Consider the following 20,461-nt stretch of genomic DNA (forward strand, 5'->3'; position numbering starts at 1 on the left):
GTTCGTTCACCTGTTGGACATTCCGTCTATCATTTCACATATGTCTGATGTTAATCTCGATTTCGTTGCCGACTCCACGGAGAAGATCGCTCAACTCGTCGTCGAGATACTGCTTCGTTAAGCGGTTCGCCGGACCGCCGATGCTGATCGCTCCGTAAACGCCCCCACCTTCACGTCGGATCGGAGTGGCGACGGAATGGAGTCCCTCTAGCGATTCTTCGACGTTGTATGCGACCCCGTTCTCCCGTATGGTTTCCAGTTCGGCGAACAGTCGTTCCCTGTCCGTGATCGTGTCGGACGTGACTTGTTCGAGGTTCGTCGTGTCGATGATCTCGTGGGCACGCTCTTCGGGAAGGAACGCTAGGATGGCCTTGCCGGCGGCGATGGGGTGAAGCGGACTGTGCTGTCCGGTCGTTTCGTACGTTTTGATGGCGCTGTTCCCCGATGCACCGTATAGATAGACCGCATATCCGCCTTCTTCGGTCACACACCACACCCTCTCACCGGTTTCCGCGGCCAGTTCGTCGACTTTGTCTTTTGCCGCTCTGAAGAGTAATCGCTGATCGCGCGTGTGGATTCCGTAGTCGAGGAATCGGAGACCGAGGTAGTATCCTTTGTCCTTTTTCTGCACGAAACCGTACTCACGTAACGTGTTGAGATGAGCGTGAACAGTGCTTTTTGCGATCCCGAGTTCGCGTGAGAGTTCCGTTACGCCGGTCAACTCCTGTTCGCGCATCGCTTCGAGGATCCCGATGATCTTACGGTCCGAATCGAATGTTCGCGTCTTCCCGTTTCCTGCCATAATCGCCGGTATGAAGCGTATGTGCTTGTTTCTTTCGGTACCAACGAACGGTGAGAACTATTTCGAGGAGAGTCGCCTCACGGGGCGCACGAAACCCGACAATACCACCATGGATTTCCGTGTCTGTCACACTACCACGGACTTCTCCGATCGTTCCGTACTCTTCGGGGGACTACGGCGTTCGCTCCCAGGAAATCGGATCAGGATTACAGCATTAGAATTGTAACTCTAATCCCACCGGTCCGCCTGTGACGGGGTAATCTGTTACGGTTGTTTCACGCTGTTACAGTCTTACTACTGTAAAGGGATGTTCTCGTGACGTTCCCCAGTCTGTGTAATGATATCGTTTAGCAATGATTCCCGTTCGGTACTGACGAACAACCCGTTCGGACGTGATCCGCTCCGATCCATTCGCCGAATCGAAAGCCGTTCTTTCGTTTGATTTCGATCGAACGTCTCCGCCGACTGGTAGTGAGTTCCGCGGGTCGTCGTAGCGGGTGGGTAGTCGAGATAACCACCCTTCGGTCTCCTCGATCAGTAAGTTTATCGTGATCGACTCAACAGATTACCCGTATGCAATTCGGAGTTATCGGTTGTGGACGGATATCGCAGATCATGCACCTCCCGAATTTGGACGAAATTCCGGACACGACGATCCATGCTATCGCGGACCCCGCTGAAAATCTCCTGGAATCCATGGGCGAGAAGTATCGCGTCCCCCACCGATACCGGGACGGAACCGAGCTCATCGACGACCTGTCGGACGAACTCGATGCAGTCGTCATCGCAACACCCCCACAGGTGCATCGGGAAGTCGCTGTTGCCGCTCTGGAAACCGGTCTTCATACGCTCGTCGAGAAACCCCTAGCGCTGACGGAAGAGGACGCCAACGCGCTCGTGGACGCCGCCGAGGGAAGTGACGCCGTCGCCATGGTCGGCTACATGAAACGTCACGACCCGACGTATCTCCTGATGAAGGAGAAAGTCGACGATCTCAAAACGATCAACAACGTCACTGGAACGCTGGTGCTCGGCCAGCACGACGAGGTTATCGACGAAGTGTACGACCTCGTCCCGGCCGAACTTGGCAGCGAGTTCCTCGAAGCGAGCGGAACGGCGCGATACGAACAGGCTTCGCAGGCGATCGGTACCGATGATGCGGACCTCACGGCGCACTACCAGTCACATCTCGGCGGTTCGTGCCACGACTTGAGCGCACTTCGAGGGCTGCTGGGAGACATAGATCGAATCGAGTACGTGGATTTACACTCGGATTACGACGTGTTGAATGCCTACCTCGTGTTCGAAGGCGACATCCGATGCCAATTCACGTCGAGTTTCAACGACCGGAAGGAGTGGGAGGAGTTCATTCGCGTCGAGACGCCGGAGGAGACGTTGACGCTCGACTTCACGAACCCGTACGTCAAGAACGATCCGTTCAGTCTCCACATAAAGGGCGGCGTGGATCGACTGGAGGACAGGACGATCCGCGTTTCGTACGAAGAGAGCTTCAAATGTGAAATCGAGCACTTCGTCGCGTGTATCAACGACGACGCGGAAGTCATGACGACATTCCGGGAAGGCAGGGACGATGTTGCCGGATTCATCGAAATGTTCCGGATGTATCTCGAAGACCGATAAATCGACCCTACGGTGATCCGCTCGCGGTTATTCAGCGGGAGTGCTGACGGCACGTTCCGTCGAGCGACGAAACTCGAACGCGCTGTCGCTTCTACATCGGCTTTCAGATCGTTGGCTCGGCCCTTTTCCCTCGAATCCTCGTTCGTGGGGGGACCGGTTACATGCCACACCGAACGTCACGTCGAAGCCCCGGAAACCAGTTGGTTCGGACCGGAGACCGTCGTCCAGTCATCCCCGCTGATAGAGTTCGACGACGTTCCCATCCGGATCGTAGAGGTATGCGACACGTGCGCCACCGGACAGTTCTTGGGGAGGGTTGATGAACTCGACTTCTTCTTTCAATTCCGCGTGCAACCTACCGACGTCCTCGACTTCGAGACAGAAGTGAGCGGAGCCGACATCACAATTTCTAACGCCTTCGTTGGCATTTTCGCCGCCGGGATTGTGATACTGGAGCAGTTCGACACCGATCCCGCCGGCTTCGAGAAACAAGATCTCCATCTTCGTTCCTTCGACGCCCGTTATTTTGCTGATAGCGTCCCCCTCGTGTGTGACCCGATTCACCTCTTCCATCCCGAGGATGTCCACGTAGAACGCCAGCAGATCGTCGAGGTCCGATACGGTAACGCCGTAATGATGTGACTCGCCTAACATCTGATTCGATGTTCTCGCCGATGCAGTTAACAGTATCGACGAACGCCGCGTCGAACCGCGAGCTTCGTTCAGTCGTCGTCTGTCGCCGTAACGCCCGTATCCGCGAGTTGGCGTCGTCTCGTTTCGTCGTACCCCAACTCGGCCAATATCTCGTCGGTGTGCTCTCCGGTTTTCGGTGGGGGAGCATTGATTCGTCCCGGCGTCTCCGACATCTCGACCGGGAACCCCGTCGTAACGAACGTTCCGATGTCCGGGTGGTCGATTTCGACCAACATTTCGTTGTGTTCTACCTGTGGGTCCGCGGCGACGTCTTCGAAGTCATTTACCGCCGCAGCCCAGATGTCCGCTTCGAGCAGTCGGTCGAGCAAGTCGTCGGTCCGATGGTTGCGTGTGTACGCTTCCAGCGTCCGCTTTATCTCGTCGCGGTATTCGTACGCTGCCTTCGGGCCATCGTACCGTTCGAGTTCACGTATTCCGAGTACCTCCGCTAACGTGTCGATCGGCGTCATCGCGATAGCGACGTAGCCGTCATCGGTCTCATAGATCCCGTACGGTGCATCCAACCACGCCTGCCCGATTCCTTCCTCACTCCGCTCGAACTCCCGATCCATGTTGAGAACGGCCGTGATCTCTTGGCACTGGAGATCGAGTGCCGCGTTCAGTAGATTCGCTTCGACTTTCTGCCCTTCGCCCGTTCGTTCCCTGTGGAACAGTGCGAACATCGTGTTGAGCGCGATGAGGGTCGCGGAATGTTCGTCGACGATCGCCGTACCTGTCGGCGTCGGATGGTCGTCCGCACTGCCCGTATAACGGGCGAGACCGCTCATCGCCTGTAGTAGCAAGTCCTGCCCCGGACGGTCGACGTAGGGGCCGTCACTGCCGAACCCGGAACCGGACACGTAGACGATTTCTTCGTTCACTTCGCGGACGTCATCGTATCCGAGGCCGAGTTTGCCCATCACGCCGGGACGGAAGTTTTCGACGAGCACGTCCGCCTCCGCGATAATATCGAGGGCGACCCGTCGCCCGTGCTCGTGTTTCAGATCGAGGGTCACGCTCCGCTTGTTTCGATTCATGGCGAGGAAATACGGACTCCATCCCCGATAGAGTTCCCCACCGGCTTCGAGGAATCGCTCCCATTCCCCGCCGATTCGCTCGATTTTGATCACATCCGCGCCCATATCGGCCAGCTTCTGCGTCGCCCAAGGTCCCTGCATCATCTGCGTAAAATCCGCGATGATAATACCATCTAATGCCTGCTTCATGGTGAATCGTCCGGTCCCGGGACCTTAATCTTACTGGTGAGTTTCACCGTGACTGCCGAGTCCTCGGAACTGTTCGAACCGGAACTGACGGCGAAATTTCTCCGTGTCCCGTCTCGGATGTGAAATGAGTGATAGCGTGCGGCGCGCCGAACAGGTGGTGGTCCGATTCGCCTATTCGAACCTGTTGGCGTCGCTCGTCCTGCGAGAAACGGTTCGTTCCAGACGAACACGTCTCCGAGAAACGGCCCGCTCGGACGCGGTTTTTCTCCGTCGATTGCGGCGTTCGTGAGTACCTTTTGACGTAATCGACTCCGCGACGGTTTCGGTGGCGTGCGGTTCCGAATAGCTGGTGACCGGTCGGGCGAACTCGCTCGTCCTTCCGCCCACTCTTCGTCAACCCGTGCATTAATATTCCTGTGTCTGGAGTTATGTGTATGAGTAATGCTGAAACGAGCGACCAAACGTTGGAGTCCGCACTCGACGCGGTCGTCTCACGAACCGGGGAGACCTTGGACCGCGTCGGCGACTCGTTCCCCTACTTCGCTGACCCGTCCACCGGCGAGTGGACGACGACACCGAACGGAAACTGGTGTGGTGGCCATTGGATCGGTCTCCTCCGACTCGCCGCCGATCAAACGAACGACGACCGTTTCGCTCGGACGGCCGAAAAACAGACGGAAAAGATGGTGGAGTACATGCCCCGTGAATCTATGTTCTGTGGCATGAATTTCCACTATGCTGGCTTCCGGACATACGATCTGACCGGTGATCGGTCGGCGTTTGGTCTCGGTCTATCCGGTGCGGATGCGATGGTCGAGTACTACAACGACCGTGCGAGGCACATTCCACTCGGACTCCTCGACATCGAGGGACCGGAGCAGTTCCGCGGACCGGACGAGGACCACGGCCCACGCGGTGATCGTATCGGTGCAGTTGACGACGTGTATACCGCGCTCCTCGTTCTGTGGCGCGCCTACGAGGAGACGGGAGATACGCGCTTTCGAGACACCGCCGTTTCGCACGCTGACCGACACCTGGACTGGTTCATCAAGGAGGACGGAAGCACGTGGCACCACGTCGTGTTCGACGCCGAGTCCGGTGAACTCGAACGACAGTACAACGAACTGGCACTCTCGGACGAGAGTTGCTGGGCGCGAGGGCAGGGATGGAATATCGCGGGCCTGTGTCGCGCGTACGGGGAAACCAGCGCACCGAGATATCTCACCGCACTGGAGCGAACGGTGGATTATTACCGTACACACTCCCCCGATGATCTCGTCCCGTACTGGGACTTCGAAGCACCGCCAGCGTCGGACACCCCTCGTGATACCAGTGCGGCCGTGCTGACTGCGTATGGACTCACCCGACTTCCGGCCGAGGATCAGACGCTGGAGTTGCGAACGTTTGGACGACGTATTCTCGACCGTCTCCTCGACGGCTACTTCGTAACCGACCCGGATCATCCCTGTTACGGGGGACTCCTCGACGGTTGCTTCAACGCCCCCGGAAACTACGCCACTGACAACGAACTCGTCTGGTCGGATTACTACCTCGCGCATATGCTCTCCACCCTCGTCTAATCATGTCCTGGACAACCGGTTATTCACTGCCCTCCCCGTCGAAAAGTGACGATTGGAATGCGTTTCGGACGGCGTTCGAATGGGATATCCCGGACGCATATAACATCGCAACGGCGGTACTTTCCGACGAGGAACGGGCGGACGATACGGCGATCAGACACGTGACTGCCAACGGCCGAACCCACTCGTTCGAGTACGGCGAACTCGACCGAGCGACGACCGCCTTCGCCGCTCACCTGTCGTCACGCGGCATCGGCAGAGGCGACCGCATCGGTGTCTGTCTCCCCCAGTGTCCGGAGCACGTCGTCGTCCATTTATCCGCCTACCGACTCGGAGCGGTCGTCGTCCCACTCTCGATGATTCTCGGCGAAGACTCGCTGAAGTACTCGCTCGAACACAGTGGTGGGACCGCTCTCGTCATCGACCGCGACCGATGTGACGAACTCGCACCGAGCGTGACTGCCGACGTCGAAACCGTTCTCCCGGTCGAACCGAGCGGCTACGACAGCGTGTTCGGCGGATTACGGGAGTACGTGGATCCCGAGGCGACGATTCGACGGGCCGAGACGAGTCCCGACGATCCCGCGTTGGTGCTCTACACGTCGGGGACGAGCGGGAAGCCAAAGGGCGTGTTAGCGGGTCATCGGTATCTCCTCGGATCGTTGCCCGCATACCACTGCTACTTCCACCTGTTCACGTCCGACCGAATGCGACGAACGCGCGTGTGGAGTCCCTCGGAGTGGGCATGGGCAGGGGCGCTTTTCGACGTCGTCTTTCCCACCCTCTCGCTCGGTGGAACGGTGATTTCGCGGGAACGGCGATCCCGGTTCGATCCCCACCGGGCGATCGACCTCATCGAGCGCCAACGGGTAACACACGCGTTTTTCCCCCCGACCGCACTGGGTCGAATCCGAACGAACGCCTCGCTCGACGACCGCGACCTCTCGTCGCTCGACGTAATAATGTGCGGGGGTGAGAAACTTCCCCCGTCAGTGTACCGATGGGCGACGCGTACGCTCGGTGTTACGGTCAACGAATCGTACGGTCAAACGGAGGCGAACGGACTCATCGGGAACTGCCAATCGGTCTTCGACGCCGAAGCCGGTTCGATGGGACGGCCCTACCCCGGACACGAAATCAGCGTCGTTGACGAAAACGGCGAGGTGGTGTCGCCGAACGAGCGTGGTGAACTCGCGGTCCGAGTACCCGACCCGTCGTTCTTCCTCGAGTATCTGAATCGCCCCGAGGAGACGGCCGAAAAGTTCGACGGCTTCGGGTGGTTTCTGACGGGCGATCTCGCCCGGATGGACGAGGACGGGAGGCTCTGGCACGCCGGTCGTGCCGACGACCTGATAATCACGTCCGGTTACCGCGTGAGTCCCCTCGAAGTGGAACGCGTCCTCGCCGACGACCGATCGGTCGCCGATGCGGTCGTCGGGAGCGTCCCCGACGATGATCGGGGGAAGCGAATCAAAGCGTACCTGGTGCTGGCGAACGATGCCGAGCCGACGGACACGAAGCGCCGGCTACAGAAACGCGTTCGCTCGGAGCTCGGAGCACACAAAGTCCCGCGTGAGTTCGAGTTCGTCCGGATGCTTCCCGAGACGCGCTCCGGGAAGGCCGATCGGTCGACGTTGTTCAGCGAGGTGTAGCGACGAACCGTGGTGTGATAGTACTGTTCATTGATATTTCTTCGTTCGGATGGGTTCGTCGGACGAAAATTTGATACCCATCGCCGATGTTCGACCTAGCATGACGACGCTACGATTCGTCGGACGCCCCTTCGAGGGGTTCGAACGAGCCCTCCAGCGGCAGATGGACTCGTTCGTAGAAGAGACCGGATACGATGTCGAGTTCGAGCGCGATCACCGACCGCTCCCCGAGATACACGACGAGTTATTGGAAGGGAGGGGTCTCGCCGACGGCCGGTACGACCTCGTTCTCTGCCTGAGCGACTGGCTTCCGGCGGCGGTGGAGGACGGTCTGTTGGAACCGCTCGACGAACGTCTCGACGAGCAACCGCCTTCGGGGTGGCCCGACGGATGGGCCGAAAGTATGCGCACGCTTGCCTCTTGGGAGGGGAGGACGTACGGAATACCCTACCACGACGGACCGGAAATTTTCCACTACCGTGAGGACCTCTTCGAAAGTGTAGAGGAGCAACGTCGCTTCCGGGAGGCGTACGGTCGTCCGCTCCACGTCCCGAAGACGTGGGACGAGTTCCTCGACGTGGCGACGTTTTTCACACGTCCCGAAGAGGACCTCTGGGGCACAGTCGTCGCTGCGAAACCGGACGGTCACAACGACGTCTATGACTTCCTCATTCATCTCTGGAGTCGTGGCGGCGAGGTGCTCGACGGGACGGAACCGGCATTCGACGGTCCGGAAGGCGTTGCGGCGCTCCAGTACTATCACGACCTCCTCCACGAACACGAGGTCGCTCCACCGGAGTCCGTAGCGATGGAGAGCGTCGAATCGGGGCAGTTCTACGCCGACGGAAACGCGGCCATGATGTGGAACTGGTCCGGGTTCGGTGCCATGGCAGAGGTACCGGACTCGTCGGTCTTCGGGCGAACGAAGTACGGTATCATCCCCCGTGCGGATACCCCCAACGGCCGGCACACCTCGCTCACCGTCATGTACGGCCTTTCGATTCCGGCGAGTAGTGAACACAAGGAGTTGGCCTACGAGTTCATTCGTCACGCCGCATCACCGGCGATGGATACGGTCACGACACTCGAAGGCGCTTCGGGAACTCGACTTTCGACGTGGCGAGACCCCGATATCCTCAGGGCGAACACGTTCTATTCGATGGTCGAAGAGATCAACACCGGCGACGTCGGGTTGCTCCCTCGGATTCCGGAGTACGTGAAACTCAACGAGATACTCAACGATATGGTCGCGGCATCAGTCGTCGACCGAACGAAGTCGGTCGAAGAGGCGATCAACGACGCCGCAGCGGAGACTCGGGACCTCCTCAACTGAACGCGGATTCACCGGATATCGACGTATAGGTATCCTATTCTTCGACATCACGTCGCTGACAGAGGGTGATGTGTTTGCAGGCGAGAAGGGTGTCGTTGTCCCGATTTTCGACCTCGTACGCGTACACCACGCGTCCGAGGGAGGGGTTGTACTCCTCCGTTTGGACGATCTCACGTCGAACGGTGAGCGTCGTTCCGATGGGAGTCGGCTTGATAAAGCGTAGCTCGTCGTATCCATACGAAAACGCCTTCGGGTTCATGTCGGCTATGAGCGCTTCGGCGATGGAGAAGACGAGGTTACCGTGGGCGATTCGTTCGCCGAAATCGGACTCCTCACCGGTCACCGAACTCATGTGGAGTGGATGAAAGTCGCCCGAGAGGCCGGCGAAGTTCACGATATCCGCCTCGGTAATCGTTCGGACGTTCTCGATGGCGAGCGTTTCGCCTTCTTCGATCTCTTCGAAGTACCGGTCGGTATCTTTGGAAGGTGCTTCCATTGGTACGGCTGTCCGTGGGTTGGGAACCCTTATCAATACTTCGAGGAATCAACGGGAGAATACGCCGGCAGGAGGTCCGCGATTTCCTCCGGAGCGGATCGTGATCGTTCCGTTACCACTCCAGTACGACGCCCATCGCTTGGCTTCGATCGTTCAGCAGCATCTCGTACGCGTCGGGCGCTTCGTCGTACGATTTTCGGTGCGTGATAAGCGACTCGACGTCCACGGTCCCCTCCGCGAGATACTCGAAGAACAACTCGGCGTGGCGGTTCTTGGACCACTGATTGTCCGGCGTTGCGCGATCGGGATGTGAGTAGACGTGAGCACCGACGATGTGGTAGCTCCCGCGGTTACAGAGGTCGTGAAAATCGAACTCCGTCTTCCCGTCGGGGCTGCTGAGGACGACGAGTCGTCCCTGTTCGCGGAGAATCTCGAACTCGCCCGGAATGGCGTTCGGACTTCCGGTCACTTCGAGGACCGTATCGACCAATCGACCGTGGTTCGCCTCGTCGAGTCGTCCGACGACGTCTTCGTCGGACGGATTGACGCCCATGATTCCGGGCTGGTCGGGGAGATATCCGAGTCGGTCGATCGAGATATCGAGTCCGACGACCGGTCGCGCGCCGGCTGCATGTGCGAACTGGACCGTCAACTGCCCAAGCAATCCGAGTCCGTAAACACCGACGCTCTCACCCCACGAGACCGCTCCCTTTCGGACGCCGTTCATCACGATTTGGGCGATGCCGAAGAAGGTCGCTTCCTCGTCGGAGACGCCGTCCGGAACGACGTGATAGTCGTCTTTCCCGACCACGGTGTACCGTTGATGGGGCTCCCAGACCGCGACGCGGGTGCCGATGCGTTCTTCGTCGACTCCAGCACCGACCTCGACGATTTCGCCGATGTTGCAGTACCCCGGACCACGTACCGGAAAGTGGCTGATACTATCCCAGACGGACCCTTCGGGAACGTCGTTCGTGAGCAGGGTCAACTCCGTTCCAGTACTGATCAGCGATCGACTCGTTTCGACGAGCACCTCGCCGGAATCCGGTTCCGGGATTTCGAACTGTTCGATCGCTACCGACTTCGGTTCGGGAAAAACGACGGTATCGTTATTACTCATTCGGATGTCTACGTCGTATCGTCCCGGAGCGCTCTTAAACTTTCCTCGAAACGTCGACCGGAATCCGGTTCCGGTGTGGATACGTTTAATAGTCCCTCTACGAGAGGTAATACCCGATGAAGCGAGCGATCATCTCTGGAGAGCGACGAACGGCCGTCGTGGACGCACCGGAACCCGGCCCGGTCGACGACTGGGTGAAGGTGAAAGTGCACGCAGCACCGATGTGTACCGAACACAAAGGGTTCACGGAGGGTCACGAAAACGAGTTCCTCGGACACGAAGCGGCGGGCGAGGTCGTCGACGTGGCGGACTCCGCGCAGTTCGATGTCGGCGATCGGGTCGTTGCGATGCCGCTCTACTCGACACGTGACAGCCCACTGTCCCGGAGGGGAGACTACATTTACGCCGACAAAATAGACGTAAGCGAGAAGTTGGGCTCCGAAGAAGGGAGCGCGACGTACGCCCAGTACCTCCTGAAACCCGACTGGTTGCTGGCGGAAATCCCCGCCGGCGTGTCGTACGAACACGGTAGTATGGCCTGTTGTGGACTCGGTCCGACGCTCGGGGCACTCGACCGAATGGATACGAACGGGTTCCACACGGTTCTCGTGAACGGACTCGGTCCGGTGGGACTCGGTGGTGTCATCAACGCGATGTACCGCGGTGCGCGCGTCATCGCGGTCGAACCGACCGACTATCGAACGGAGTTAGCGCTGGAACTCGGCGCCGACGAAGTGATCGATCCGATCGAGGAGGACGTCGTCGATCGGGTCATGGAACTCACCGATGGCGTGGGAGTCGACCGAGCGATCGACTGCACGGGAATCGAGCAAGCACAGCGAGCCATGATCGACTCGGTCCGAACCCGCGGTGAGGCGGCGTTCATCGCCGACGCCGGTGAAGTCGATCTCGATGTCGCCAGCGACATGATCTATCGTGGCCTGACGCTCCACGGGTCCTGGCACTACAACGAGTCACTCGTCCCGGACATGATGCGAATGATCCCCAACGTCTCGGACCAGATCGACGTGCTCGTCACACACGAGTTCTCCCTCGACGACGTTCAAGAGGCGTTCGAACTCCAAGAGACGCGTGAGTGTGGAAAGGTACTGCTGAAGCCCTGGGAGTGAGTTCACTCCACGAATTCACGGCAAACGGAACCTCGTGTTGGTGCCGACCGTCCGATACTGGTGGGTCCGTCAGGGGAGCTCGAAGGGTTGCCATCGAAAGTCCAAGCGGGTGTCGTATCGACGCGCCGATCCGTGACGCACTCAGGTGATTTTAACGATTTCGTGCGTACCGAGTTCGTCGATTTCGACGCGGACGTACTCCCCATCGCGTTCCGACGTTACGCCGACGTCCGTCACCGGTGTCACCTCCGTCCTATCGGGTGCGTACACCGTTACGCTAACGTCTCTGACCGTCAGGGTCGCATCGATCTGTGCGAGCGACTCGCCCGCACGCGAAGTGTGGTAGTTCAGGAGGTGGAGGTAAATGTCGTCACCGGTCGTCATCGCATTGACCTCGACGCTCGTCGGCGCATCGGCGTCGAGCATCCGCACGTCCTGTAGATCGGTCACGAGAGTATCGAGTAGCGTCCGGTGGGCGTGATACGCTTCCCGGTAGTACTGGCTGACGAGGTTCGTTCCGACGTAGATGGCCACACCGTCACCGTACTCGTGGTGCGTGACCGCAGGCACGTCGAGCGTCCGCTCCGGCGGAGCTTGGAAGTGTGAGAACCGGCGCGTCTCGCTGCGCTCGGTCGTCGGCGCGACCACCCACGCCTTCGGCGTCGCGCCGTCGAGAGCGACCCGCTGGAACGGACCATACGAGACGCATTCGATCTCCGGAACGTCTTCGTCGTAGTCTTCGAGACCGAAGTACGCCGACGTGTAGGGGAGTTGGCCGAGGTGACGAATTCCGAGGACGTCGCCCAACGCGAGTTCGTCGGTCGTCAACGAACTCGTCCCGGTCGTGAGTAGGTTCCCGCCGCCCGCGACGAACGAGCGGACCGTTTCGATGGTCTCGGGTTCGAGTTCGCCGGCGTCGGCGAGGACGACGAGTTCGAACTCATCGAGGTGGCGTTGAGCGAGATATTCGTCGAGTACGTCGAACTGTTGATGAGTGTCACAGAGGAGTTTCGTCGCGGCGACCGCGCTGTTCGTACTCATCTCCGGGTCGTCGGCGTTCATCCCGGATTCGCGCCCCGCGGGGTCGGTGTGCCCCGGCGCGACGACCGCGATGTCCCTGACAGGATCTGCCGCGGGTAAGGAGCGCTCTTTTGCGAAGGAAAAGGCGTCACCGATCGTCTCGTATTTTGATTTCTCCAGTTCTCCACGAGGGCGAAGTTGATCGCCGATACTCGTCGCGAGGTGGTGGGAAAGCGAGTTCGAGAGTTCGTACTTCAGTTGTGCCTCCGACTTGACGGTACCGAAGTCTCCCCAGACTTTGTGGAAGATCCCCGTCATTCCTTGGACCGGTCTGTCGAGGTTTCGTGTGTACCGAGCGAACGTCGGTGTATGCATGTAACCCCATCCGGAAGGCAGGCTTTCGATGACGACGTAGTCCATGTACTCGTCAAATGACGTGGTGAGGCCGAGATTGAGTCGATGGTTGTACGTTACGACGAGATCTTCGTCGTGGGCTTTGATCATGCCCGTGGTCTGTTCGACGAAATCACGACAGACCTGGGTCCGATGGATTCGCCGGTCATCGGCGTCGCCGGGGTCGAGCCCTTTCGATTTCATACTTCGGACACAGTATCGACACGTACACGCGTCTCGATGATAGACCAGGATATCGAACCAGAAGCCGTCGATGTCGTACTGCAGTATCTCCCGAACGTGCGGATGGACTAGCTCGTCGGTGTACGGCGAATTCAAACAGAGCCATTCCCATCGATCGTCCACGCTCGTCGCGTTCAAGGCGTTCCCTTCGCCGTCCCGTTGATACCAGTCGGGATTCTCCTTCCCGGGAAGGTTGTCCCACGCAAGTGTGTAGTACGCGAGTACGGCAATGTCTCGTTCGTGGCACGCTTCGATCGCCTCCGCAAGCATGTTGCCCTTCAATTGTGGATGTATCGGCCCCACCTTCGAGTCGTAGTAGGTGCTGCCGTGGCATCCCTTTGCGAAGAACGTGACGCTATCGACGTTCGCTTCGTCCAGTCGACGTGCGAATCGCTCGGCGTCGAAGTTCACACCGACGTCACGCTGGAACGGGGGCGTATGAAAGTCGAGGTGAATGTTCGTATCACCGACTACTGAGGCCGTCTTTTTACTCGGTTCCATATGGAATGGCTACCGTATCGGATGTTAAACTTTGTCATCCACACAATGAGGTCGGACTGGGGTTATTACGGACGACTCGATTCGATCGTTCGCATGGCACGAGCGATCGATCGGGTTATCCGGTCGTCACTCCATCCGTCCGTTCCATGGTAGCACAGCGTCCAGTGGGCTTCCGGAGCGTGTTCGATAGCGGCGTCCAGCAGGCGTTCGAAGTCGACGACGCCGCCACCACCGGGAACCTGGTCGTCGGGTCGCTGCCACCACGGTACACTGCCCGCAGCGTCCGTACCGGGATCGGTGTCCCAGAGGTAGAGTATCTCGATTTCGTCACCGAGTCGAGCGAGTGCTTCTTCGGCGCGCTGGCCGCCCGCGTGCCAGAGGTGAGGTGGTGAGAGCGCGACGCGTGCCGCCGGATGATCGAGCGCACGGAGCATGGCCTCGGTTTCCTCGACGGTCTCCATGTAGTCGAAGTGGTTCTCGAAGGAGATTGTCATGCCGAGGTCCGCCGCGTGGTCGAGCCATCGGGTGATCGTATCACGGTCCCAAGTGTTCGGACGTTTAGGGGTGCGACCGAACGTCACCGCCGTCTCCGCACCGAGTTCCGCGGCGAACGAAAGCGTCTCTTCGACCGGTTCTTGGTCGAAGAACGTGACCGTCGGAACGCTCAGTCCGTATCGATCGAGTTCCGCACGCACTCCCGAAACCGAGTCGGTTCCCGGATCGAGGTGCGTCGCAAACTCGGAGAACGTCCACATGTCGACTGCCGTAACGCCGAGGTCCGCGAGCGCCTCGAACGCTTCCTTTCTGGGACGGTCCCGATAGAGTAGTGACGAAACGCTGATCGGTTGCCGACTCAACAGAAAACGCCTGAGCCGTTCTGGCGTCGGTCGGCCTACCGCGGGAGGCTGTTCGGCGAACGAGACGGCACGCCCGTCTAGTGCAGCGCGCATCGCCGCATCGACGACCCGATGGACGTCCACCGCGCTGGCCAGATCGGTGGGATGTCTTTCGAGGTCGTTTCCGAGGACCGCGTCGATGTCGTCGTACACTGATCGGGTCATGTACGCATCTTCGTCGAACCCACGGGCGTCGACGTGTTCCCGCCCACTCGCGGAAACTATCGCCGCGTGATCGCCGAGGACGGCCTCGACGATCCCGTCGCTTCCGACCGCGTCGATCTCGAACTCGTACCAGAAGGTGTCCGCCTGTGCCGGTACGTCGGGGGCACTGGGTCCGAGATGGACGAATGCTCGCACGGAGTCCGGGTACGAAAGCTCGATTACGGTGTCTTCCGGTTCGGCATGACCGGGAACCGACGGGTTACGCGCTGGGTCCAGGCCAATCCCCCCCTCGGCGAACGCACGGATCGAATTCGGACGCGCGCCGACGAGCCAGTTCAGCGCGTGAATCAGGTGGGTGCCCTGTCCCGTGAGGCCACCCTTGGTCGTCGCAATCAGTTTCCCGAGGTCGCCGATCTCGCCTTCCTCGATCCACCCTTTGATAGCACGAAACTCGTCGGCGTAGATCTTCTGGTGGCTCACCGTCACGAGCGTGTCCGACTCGGCGGCCAGTGCAGCGATATCCTCGACCTCATCGAGCGTATTTGCGACGGGTTTCTCGAACAGAAGCGACGCGGGTTCGTGGGATAAGATGTCCGCAAGCAACGAACTTCGCACCGAGGGTGCGGTCACGGCGGTCACGTGATCCGGGTTCTCTTCGACGAGTGCGTCCACGTGATCGTCGTAGACTGCGGAGACGTCGTATTTCTCGGCGGTGGCCGACGCTTGCTCGACGTCGTGGTCACAGACGGCGGCGAAGTCGAATTCGTCGCTGTCCGCCAGAGCACGGGCGTGCGTTTGGCCGCGGTTTCCGCACCCGATGAGGAGACTCCGGTGTCGGGACATTGTATAGCACACGTTCTCGGCTCAAGTATATATAGGTCGTGATCGATTTGAAGGGACGACCGACGCGTTACATCAGAGTACACCGTATTCGTCGTACACCTCCTCGACCGGCATCCCCTCGTCTATTTTTCTGCGCTCTTCGCTTTCCTCCTCGAAAATCCCTTCAACTCGGAGGAGCACTTCGTCGACTACACGCTCGGGGATGATTTGCACGCCGTCTCGGTCGCCAAAGACGAAGTCGCCGGGCGTAACTGGCACGTAATGGGTGAGGTGACCCGGCAACTGGATCGGCCTGTGGACGTCCGTGATCGCCCACCCGCCGAACGCGTTCGGCACCGTTCCGAACGAGTAGGAAGGAAAGTCGTCCATCTCGACGATGTATCGCGTGTCCCGGATGTTTCCCGCGACGAGCATCCCTCTACATCCCTGCGAGTAGGCCAGACGACAACTCATCTCGCCGAAATGCGCCGGTTGCATGTCCCCACCACAGTCGAAACAGAGGACGGTCCCGTTCGGTTGCTCGGCAATGGTATTGATCATGCGCCGTTGCGGGTGTCTCTCGTTCCCATGTGGCCTCCAGTCGCTCCCATGCTTGGAAACGGACTGCCAAACCGGCGTGGTGCTCGGTTGCTTGCCGGGGCTATCCCATCATGTCTATCGAAGTGCTCCGATTTTGATCCTCGTCACCCTTTTCGGTCGTCCTGCTCATTCCCATGTGACGGGCACGGACCCGTGGGTTGAAGAGTCGGTCGCTTCCTTGGGCGATCAGAGTCAGCCCGTACGAGAGAATAACGATGGCGACCATCGGGAGGATGATCGTGTGTGCGGAACTGAGCGAATAGAGCGCTCCAGTCCCTTCGTAGGCGAGATTCATCATCACGCCCCAATTTAGCGTGGTGAACGGAAGGATGCCCAGGAAATAGAGGCCGACGGATGCGAAGATCACGTATCGTGCAGCGCCGACGAAATTGATCATTATGAACGGCATGATGTTCGGCAAAATATCCCGACGCAGTATCATCGGCGTAGACATACCCATCTTACGCGATGCTTCGACGTAGGATTGATTTCGAATCGTCAGTACTTGAGACCGGATCGAGCGGGCTAAACCGGCCCACGAATTGATGGTCAGCAGGACTCCAATGACCAAAGGACTCTTCGGCTGGAAGATCGCCGAAACGACGATGATGAGCGGAAGCCCCGGAATGGTCAGCATCACGTCGGTGATCGTCGTCAAGATCCTGTCGGTACGACCTCCTTTGTAGCCCGATACGACTCCGACACCAGTCGCTAGTATCGTCGAGAAAACCGCACCTGCAGTGATCATCTTTAGCATAGCTGGAGTCGCATATACGATCGATCGCAAGATCGGCTGGCCGAGCCCGTTGGTCCCGAGGATATAGTACGGATCGGTAAATGGAGGAACCAGAATTGGGTAGCCGGTTTCGGGTGGTTTCAACACGACGACACCGACCGTTCCCATGAGAACATACGTGAAGACGATCAGTCCTCCGATTCGAGTACGGCGGTCGCTCCACGCGATACGAAGCGGGGTGAGCACCCAATCGTTCAGTAGGCTCTTGTAGCGTTCGTTCCGCGAGACTTCATTCACCTCTGCGACCGTTTCGAACGGATTTTCGTCGATGTTGGAACTGTTTTGATCAGAATGATTCATTGGAATCACCTCGTCCGGCCCGTGGGTCGATGAACCCGTACGTGAGATCTGCGATGAAGATCGCAACGACGACGGCGATCGTAATGATGAGGAACCCGCCCATCATGAGCGGATAATCCGATGTCTTTATCGCCCGGAATAGGTAGAAGCCCATTCCTTGGTACTGGAAGATTTGTTCGAGAATGACCGATCCGCCGAGGAGGAACCCGATCGAGATCATCAACGACGTGTACATCGGTAGTACGGCGTTGCGGCCCACGTACCGTAGCGCGATCTGTTGGGACGGGAGACCACGCAGACGCGCGACGCGAAGGTAATCCTCGCCAAGTACCTGAATACTGTTGCCGCGCATACTCAACGCCCAGCCACCGAAACCGGTGATAACCATCGTAATGATCGGAAGGACCGCGTGATAGAGGACGCTACCGAGAAATGCGATCGAGAGGCCGGGTGTTACCGTATCGTAGTCGTATCGGCCGCCGGTCGGGAAGATACCGTAGATGTAACCGAGTATGTACACCAGGACGATCGCAACGACGTAGAACGGAATCGAGTTGAGGAATGTCGAGAGCGTGCTCGCACTGACGTCGAATCGGCTACCTTCTGCGTACGCCATTATCGCTCCGAGGGCGGTTCCGAGCCCGAAGGTGAGCAACAGGGAAATGGTCATGATGAAGATCGTCCAGGGAACCGCACTGAGGATTATATCGACGACGGGTTCCCCGTACCAGATCGACGTTCCGAGGTTTCCGTGGAGGAGCGCACTCAGATAGTCGACGTACTGGAGATAGATCGGTTTGTCCGGTTGAATGTTTATGTAGGCTTGTACGAGCGTATTCAACTGTGATTGCGAGACCGCGCCTTGCTGGGTCTGTATCAATTGTGCACGTAGGAAGTCAGCAGGCCCACCCGGCATCAAGCGGATCAGCGTGAACGACAAAGTCACGACCGCTAAGACAGTGATCACTGACTGCAGCACACGTTCTATGTAATAATTTACCATGTCTGATGAGGAGGGATTTTAATCCTGTTGTTAAAAGTGTTTGGATTGGTGTCCTATTGCTGTTCGCGCTTTACCTTCAGTAGACCGCGATTCATCGATTCGAACTGGGCATCCATGAGTTTCTTGTTCCATCGGTCGAAGTTAAACCGGAAGTTCTCTGCATCGATGCTTATCATTCCGTACTGCATAAACGCCGGAATTTGAGGCAGCGTCTGGTTGTACGCCCATGCCAACGTCTGGACTGCCGACCTCGCTTCGTCGTCGTTCGGCGCGGTGGTCATGTCCTGGTAGACGTCGTGCACATTGATCGTCTGCAGTTTTCCGTTCGGATTACCGATCGGCATGGGAACTTCGATCTCTTTCGGATGGTTGAGTTTTTGCCACCCCGCTTTGTCAGTGAACACGTCGAACGATGTCGCTGGGTGCCAAGACTGTCCCCAGTATCCGGTGGAGACTTTGTAATTCCCGTTTACCTGGTCCATCGTCAATTTCGCCGTATCGACCACTTGGAGTTCGGCCGCAAACCCTGCGGACTTCAGATCGCCTACGATGGACTTCTCCTGCGTGATGATCTCCGAACTGTTGATGGCCTTTATCGGAACTTTCAGCGCCTTCCCGTCTTTTGCCCACTTGCCGCCTTGCTTACTGTAGCCCATGTCTTTCATCAGCTTGGCCACTTTGTCGGTGTTCGACTTCGCAGGATCGTACTGCGTGAATTTATCGAACTTATCACCGATCCATTCACCCTGGTTCACCATGATACCGGTGGGAGTATCGACGGTAAAGCGCTGCTGTCCCCACTCTCCTTGGTTCTTGATCGGTTGGACCGACTTTTTGAAATTGATCGCGTACGCGATCGCTTGATGGAGTCGAGGGTCGTCAAACGGCTTCTCGTCGTAATTGAACGTGAGCGCGGAGGCCGAGAGGTAGTTGTGCAGGAGCATTTTGAATCCCGCTTGCTGGGTCTTCTTGATGACGCTCATCGGACCGGACGACCCGAGGACATCGACTTCCTTGCCGATCGCGTACTGCCATGCCTGCTGGGACGAAGGGGCGTATCGGTTCGTCCACTGATCGAACTCCATGTCCTTTCCGATCGGATGGTCCTCGTGTGGTTCGTAGACGATCTTCTCATCCGTCCTTTTCACGAACTTCGCCCAGCCGGTACCGATCGGCTTGTCGAGGTTAAACTCGACTAGGTCCTGTTTCGCCTTGTTGACCGCGTCCTTTCCTTTTTTCTCGGCATCTTCGAGCCTTTGCAAGTGATCTTTGTAGATGTCGTGTTTATTGCTAAACCGGAATCCGTAGGCCCGGCCGAGTAGCCGCATCTTCAATAGGTTCGGGTTCACGGTAGTCGTGAGCTCGAATTCGACGGTCCTGTCACCGACCGTTTTCAACGAATCCGGATCGACGTAGTTGTACAGAGGTGCCCCGAAGAAGTAGTTCAACCGGTACGTCGTGTAGAGGTCCTTCGCAACGATTTCATCACCATTGTGCCACGTTCGGTCGTCGGCACCAGTGACCGTCACCTTCTTCCCCGGTGCTGGTTTGTCGGGGATCAACCACTCCTTGGCTGCCCGGGGGATGAATTCCATTTCCCCGTTTGTTAGATATTTCGCCAGGTCGAAGTGGGCGAACTGCTCGTAAACGGTGAGGTTAGACGTACTGTCGAAATTGCGGCCGAACGAATTGTACTGCAACTTCGTCGGAACACCGGGCAGTTGCCCGCTGGTGTTTATCACCGGATCGATGATCGGGCCGGTCCCTTCCTGTGAAGTCGTTCCGTCATTCGCTGACGTCGTAGAATTCCCGGCGTTGATGAGATTGTCGCCCGACTTCGATTTCGTGTTCTGCTCTCTACCGCCGCTACAGCCAGCGATACCTGCAGCGCCCGCTGCGGTCGCCAACTGAAGGAAATGCCGGCGAGACTTTTTACTCTCGGCTTGACAGCTCTTGGAATTGTCTGACATGCTGTAGTCCAACAAGGGACATACCAGGATATAAAGTTGACTAATTATGAAAATATATAACAATAGTATATTATCTCGG

At 58.3% G+C, this 20,461-nt stretch carries 17 protein-coding genes; 6 read left to right on the plus strand and 11 right to left on the minus strand.

Features of this window, described 5'->3' with window-relative positions; genetic code table 11:
- Positions 1–34: 34 nt before the first annotated feature.
- Positions 35–802, minus strand: a complete 768-nt coding sequence (locus ACGYLY_RS23430) for an IclR family transcriptional regulator (protein WP_395285186.1) — start codon at positions 800–802, stop codon at positions 35–37.
- Positions 803–1,375: 573 nt separating this feature from the next.
- Between ACGYLY_RS23430 and ACGYLY_RS23435 the strand changes: the two genes are divergently transcribed.
- The gene (locus ACGYLY_RS23435) at positions 1,376–2,443 is read left to right on the plus strand and encodes a Gfo/Idh/MocA family protein (protein ID WP_395285187.1); all 1,068 of its coding nucleotides are present in this window, start codon (positions 1,376–1,378) and stop codon (positions 2,441–2,443) included.
- 228 nt (positions 2,444–2,671) lie between these two features.
- On the opposite strand, the gene ACGYLY_RS23440 is transcribed toward ACGYLY_RS23435, so the two are convergent.
- A complete protein-coding gene (locus tag ACGYLY_RS23440) occupies positions 2,672–3,097 on the minus strand; it encodes a VOC family protein (RefSeq protein ID WP_395285188.1) in 426 nt (141 codons plus the stop codon).
- 68 nt (positions 3,098–3,165) lie between these two features.
- On the minus strand, positions 3,166–4,362 hold the full coding sequence (locus tag ACGYLY_RS23445) for a CaiB/BaiF CoA transferase family protein (RefSeq protein ID WP_395285189.1): 1,197 nt from the start codon (positions 4,360–4,362) through the stop codon (positions 3,166–3,168).
- Between the two features lie 124 nt (positions 4,363–4,486).
- Here ACGYLY_RS23445 and ACGYLY_RS23450 point away from each other — a divergent pair, with 124 nt between their 5' ends.
- The 4 genes from ACGYLY_RS23450 (at position 4,487) to ACGYLY_RS23465 (ending at position 8,927) form a co-directional block, all read left to right on the plus strand.
- Positions 4,487–4,651 carry a hypothetical protein gene (locus ACGYLY_RS23450; RefSeq protein WP_395285190.1) on the plus strand — a complete coding sequence of 55 codons (165 nt, stop codon included), beginning with the start codon at positions 4,487–4,489 and terminating at the stop codon, positions 4,649–4,651.
- Positions 4,652–4,796: 145 nt separating this feature from the next.
- On the plus strand, positions 4,797–5,942 hold the full coding sequence (locus ACGYLY_RS23455; protein ID WP_395285191.1) for a glycoside hydrolase family 88 protein: 1,146 nt from the start codon (positions 4,797–4,799) through the stop codon (positions 5,940–5,942).
- A gap of 2 nt (positions 5,943–5,944) precedes the next feature.
- Positions 5,945–7,594 carry an acyl-CoA synthetase gene (locus tag ACGYLY_RS23460; protein WP_395285192.1) on the plus strand — a complete coding sequence of 550 codons (1,650 nt, stop codon included), beginning with the start codon at positions 5,945–5,947 and terminating at the stop codon, positions 7,592–7,594.
- A 100-nt stretch (positions 7,595–7,694) separates the two neighbouring features.
- A complete protein-coding gene (locus ACGYLY_RS23465) occupies positions 7,695–8,927 on the plus strand; it encodes an ABC transporter substrate-binding protein (RefSeq protein ID WP_395285193.1) in 1,233 nt (410 codons plus the stop codon).
- Positions 8,928–8,961: 34 nt separating this feature from the next.
- Here the strand turns inward: ACGYLY_RS23465 and ACGYLY_RS23470 are convergent, their stop codons facing one another.
- The gene (locus ACGYLY_RS23470; protein ID WP_395285194.1) at positions 8,962–9,423 is read right to left on the minus strand and encodes a MaoC family dehydratase; all 462 of its coding nucleotides are present in this window, start codon (positions 9,421–9,423) and stop codon (positions 8,962–8,964) included.
- A 112-nt stretch (positions 9,424–9,535) separates the two neighbouring features.
- On the minus strand, positions 9,536–10,543 hold the full coding sequence (locus ACGYLY_RS23475) for a zinc-binding alcohol dehydrogenase (RefSeq protein WP_395285195.1): 1,008 nt from the start codon (positions 10,541–10,543) through the stop codon (positions 9,536–9,538).
- Positions 10,544–10,659: 116 nt separating this feature from the next.
- Between ACGYLY_RS23475 and ACGYLY_RS23480 the strand changes: the two genes are divergently transcribed.
- Entirely contained in the window at positions 10,660–11,673 is a 1,014-nt protein-coding gene (locus ACGYLY_RS23480) for a zinc-binding dehydrogenase (RefSeq protein ID WP_395285196.1), read from the plus strand.
- 141 nt (positions 11,674–11,814) lie between these two features.
- Here ACGYLY_RS23480 and ACGYLY_RS23485 read toward each other — a convergent pair whose 3' ends face one another.
- The 6 genes from ACGYLY_RS23485 to ACGYLY_RS23510 form a co-directional block, all read right to left on the minus strand.
- Entirely contained in the window at positions 11,815–13,830 is a 2,016-nt protein-coding gene (locus tag ACGYLY_RS23485; protein WP_395285197.1) for a beta-galactosidase trimerization domain-containing protein, read from the minus strand.
- Between the two features lie 65 nt (positions 13,831–13,895).
- A complete protein-coding gene (locus tag ACGYLY_RS23490) occupies positions 13,896–15,734 on the minus strand; it encodes a TIM barrel protein (protein ID WP_395285198.1) in 1,839 nt (612 codons plus the stop codon).
- Positions 15,735–15,806: 72 nt separating this feature from the next.
- Complete coding sequence (locus ACGYLY_RS23495; protein WP_395285199.1) at positions 15,807–16,274, minus strand: RraA family protein; 468 nt, start codon at positions 16,272–16,274, stop codon at positions 15,807–15,809.
- 100 nt (positions 16,275–16,374) lie between these two features.
- A complete protein-coding gene (locus ACGYLY_RS23500) occupies positions 16,375–17,409 on the minus strand; it encodes an ABC transporter permease (RefSeq protein ID WP_395285406.1) in 1,035 nt (344 codons plus the stop codon).
- Positions 17,396–18,250 carry an ABC transporter permease gene (locus ACGYLY_RS23505; protein WP_395291287.1) on the minus strand — a complete coding sequence of 285 codons (855 nt, stop codon included), beginning with the start codon at positions 18,248–18,250 and terminating at the stop codon, positions 17,396–17,398. Before ACGYLY_RS23505 ends, ACGYLY_RS23500 begins: the two co-directional genes overlap by 14 nt.
- 215 nt (positions 18,251–18,465) lie before the next feature.
- Positions 18,466–20,445 carry an ABC transporter substrate-binding protein gene (locus tag ACGYLY_RS23510; RefSeq protein WP_395285201.1) on the minus strand — a complete coding sequence of 660 codons (1,980 nt, stop codon included), beginning with the start codon at positions 20,443–20,445 and terminating at the stop codon, positions 18,466–18,468.
- Positions 20,446–20,461 lie beyond the last annotated feature (16 nt).

Origin of the sequence: Haladaptatus sp. CMAA 1909 (assembly GCF_043952005.1) — an archaeon.
In the GTDB taxonomy this organism is placed as follows: domain Archaea; phylum Halobacteriota; class Halobacteria; order Halobacteriales; family Haladaptataceae; genus Haladaptatus.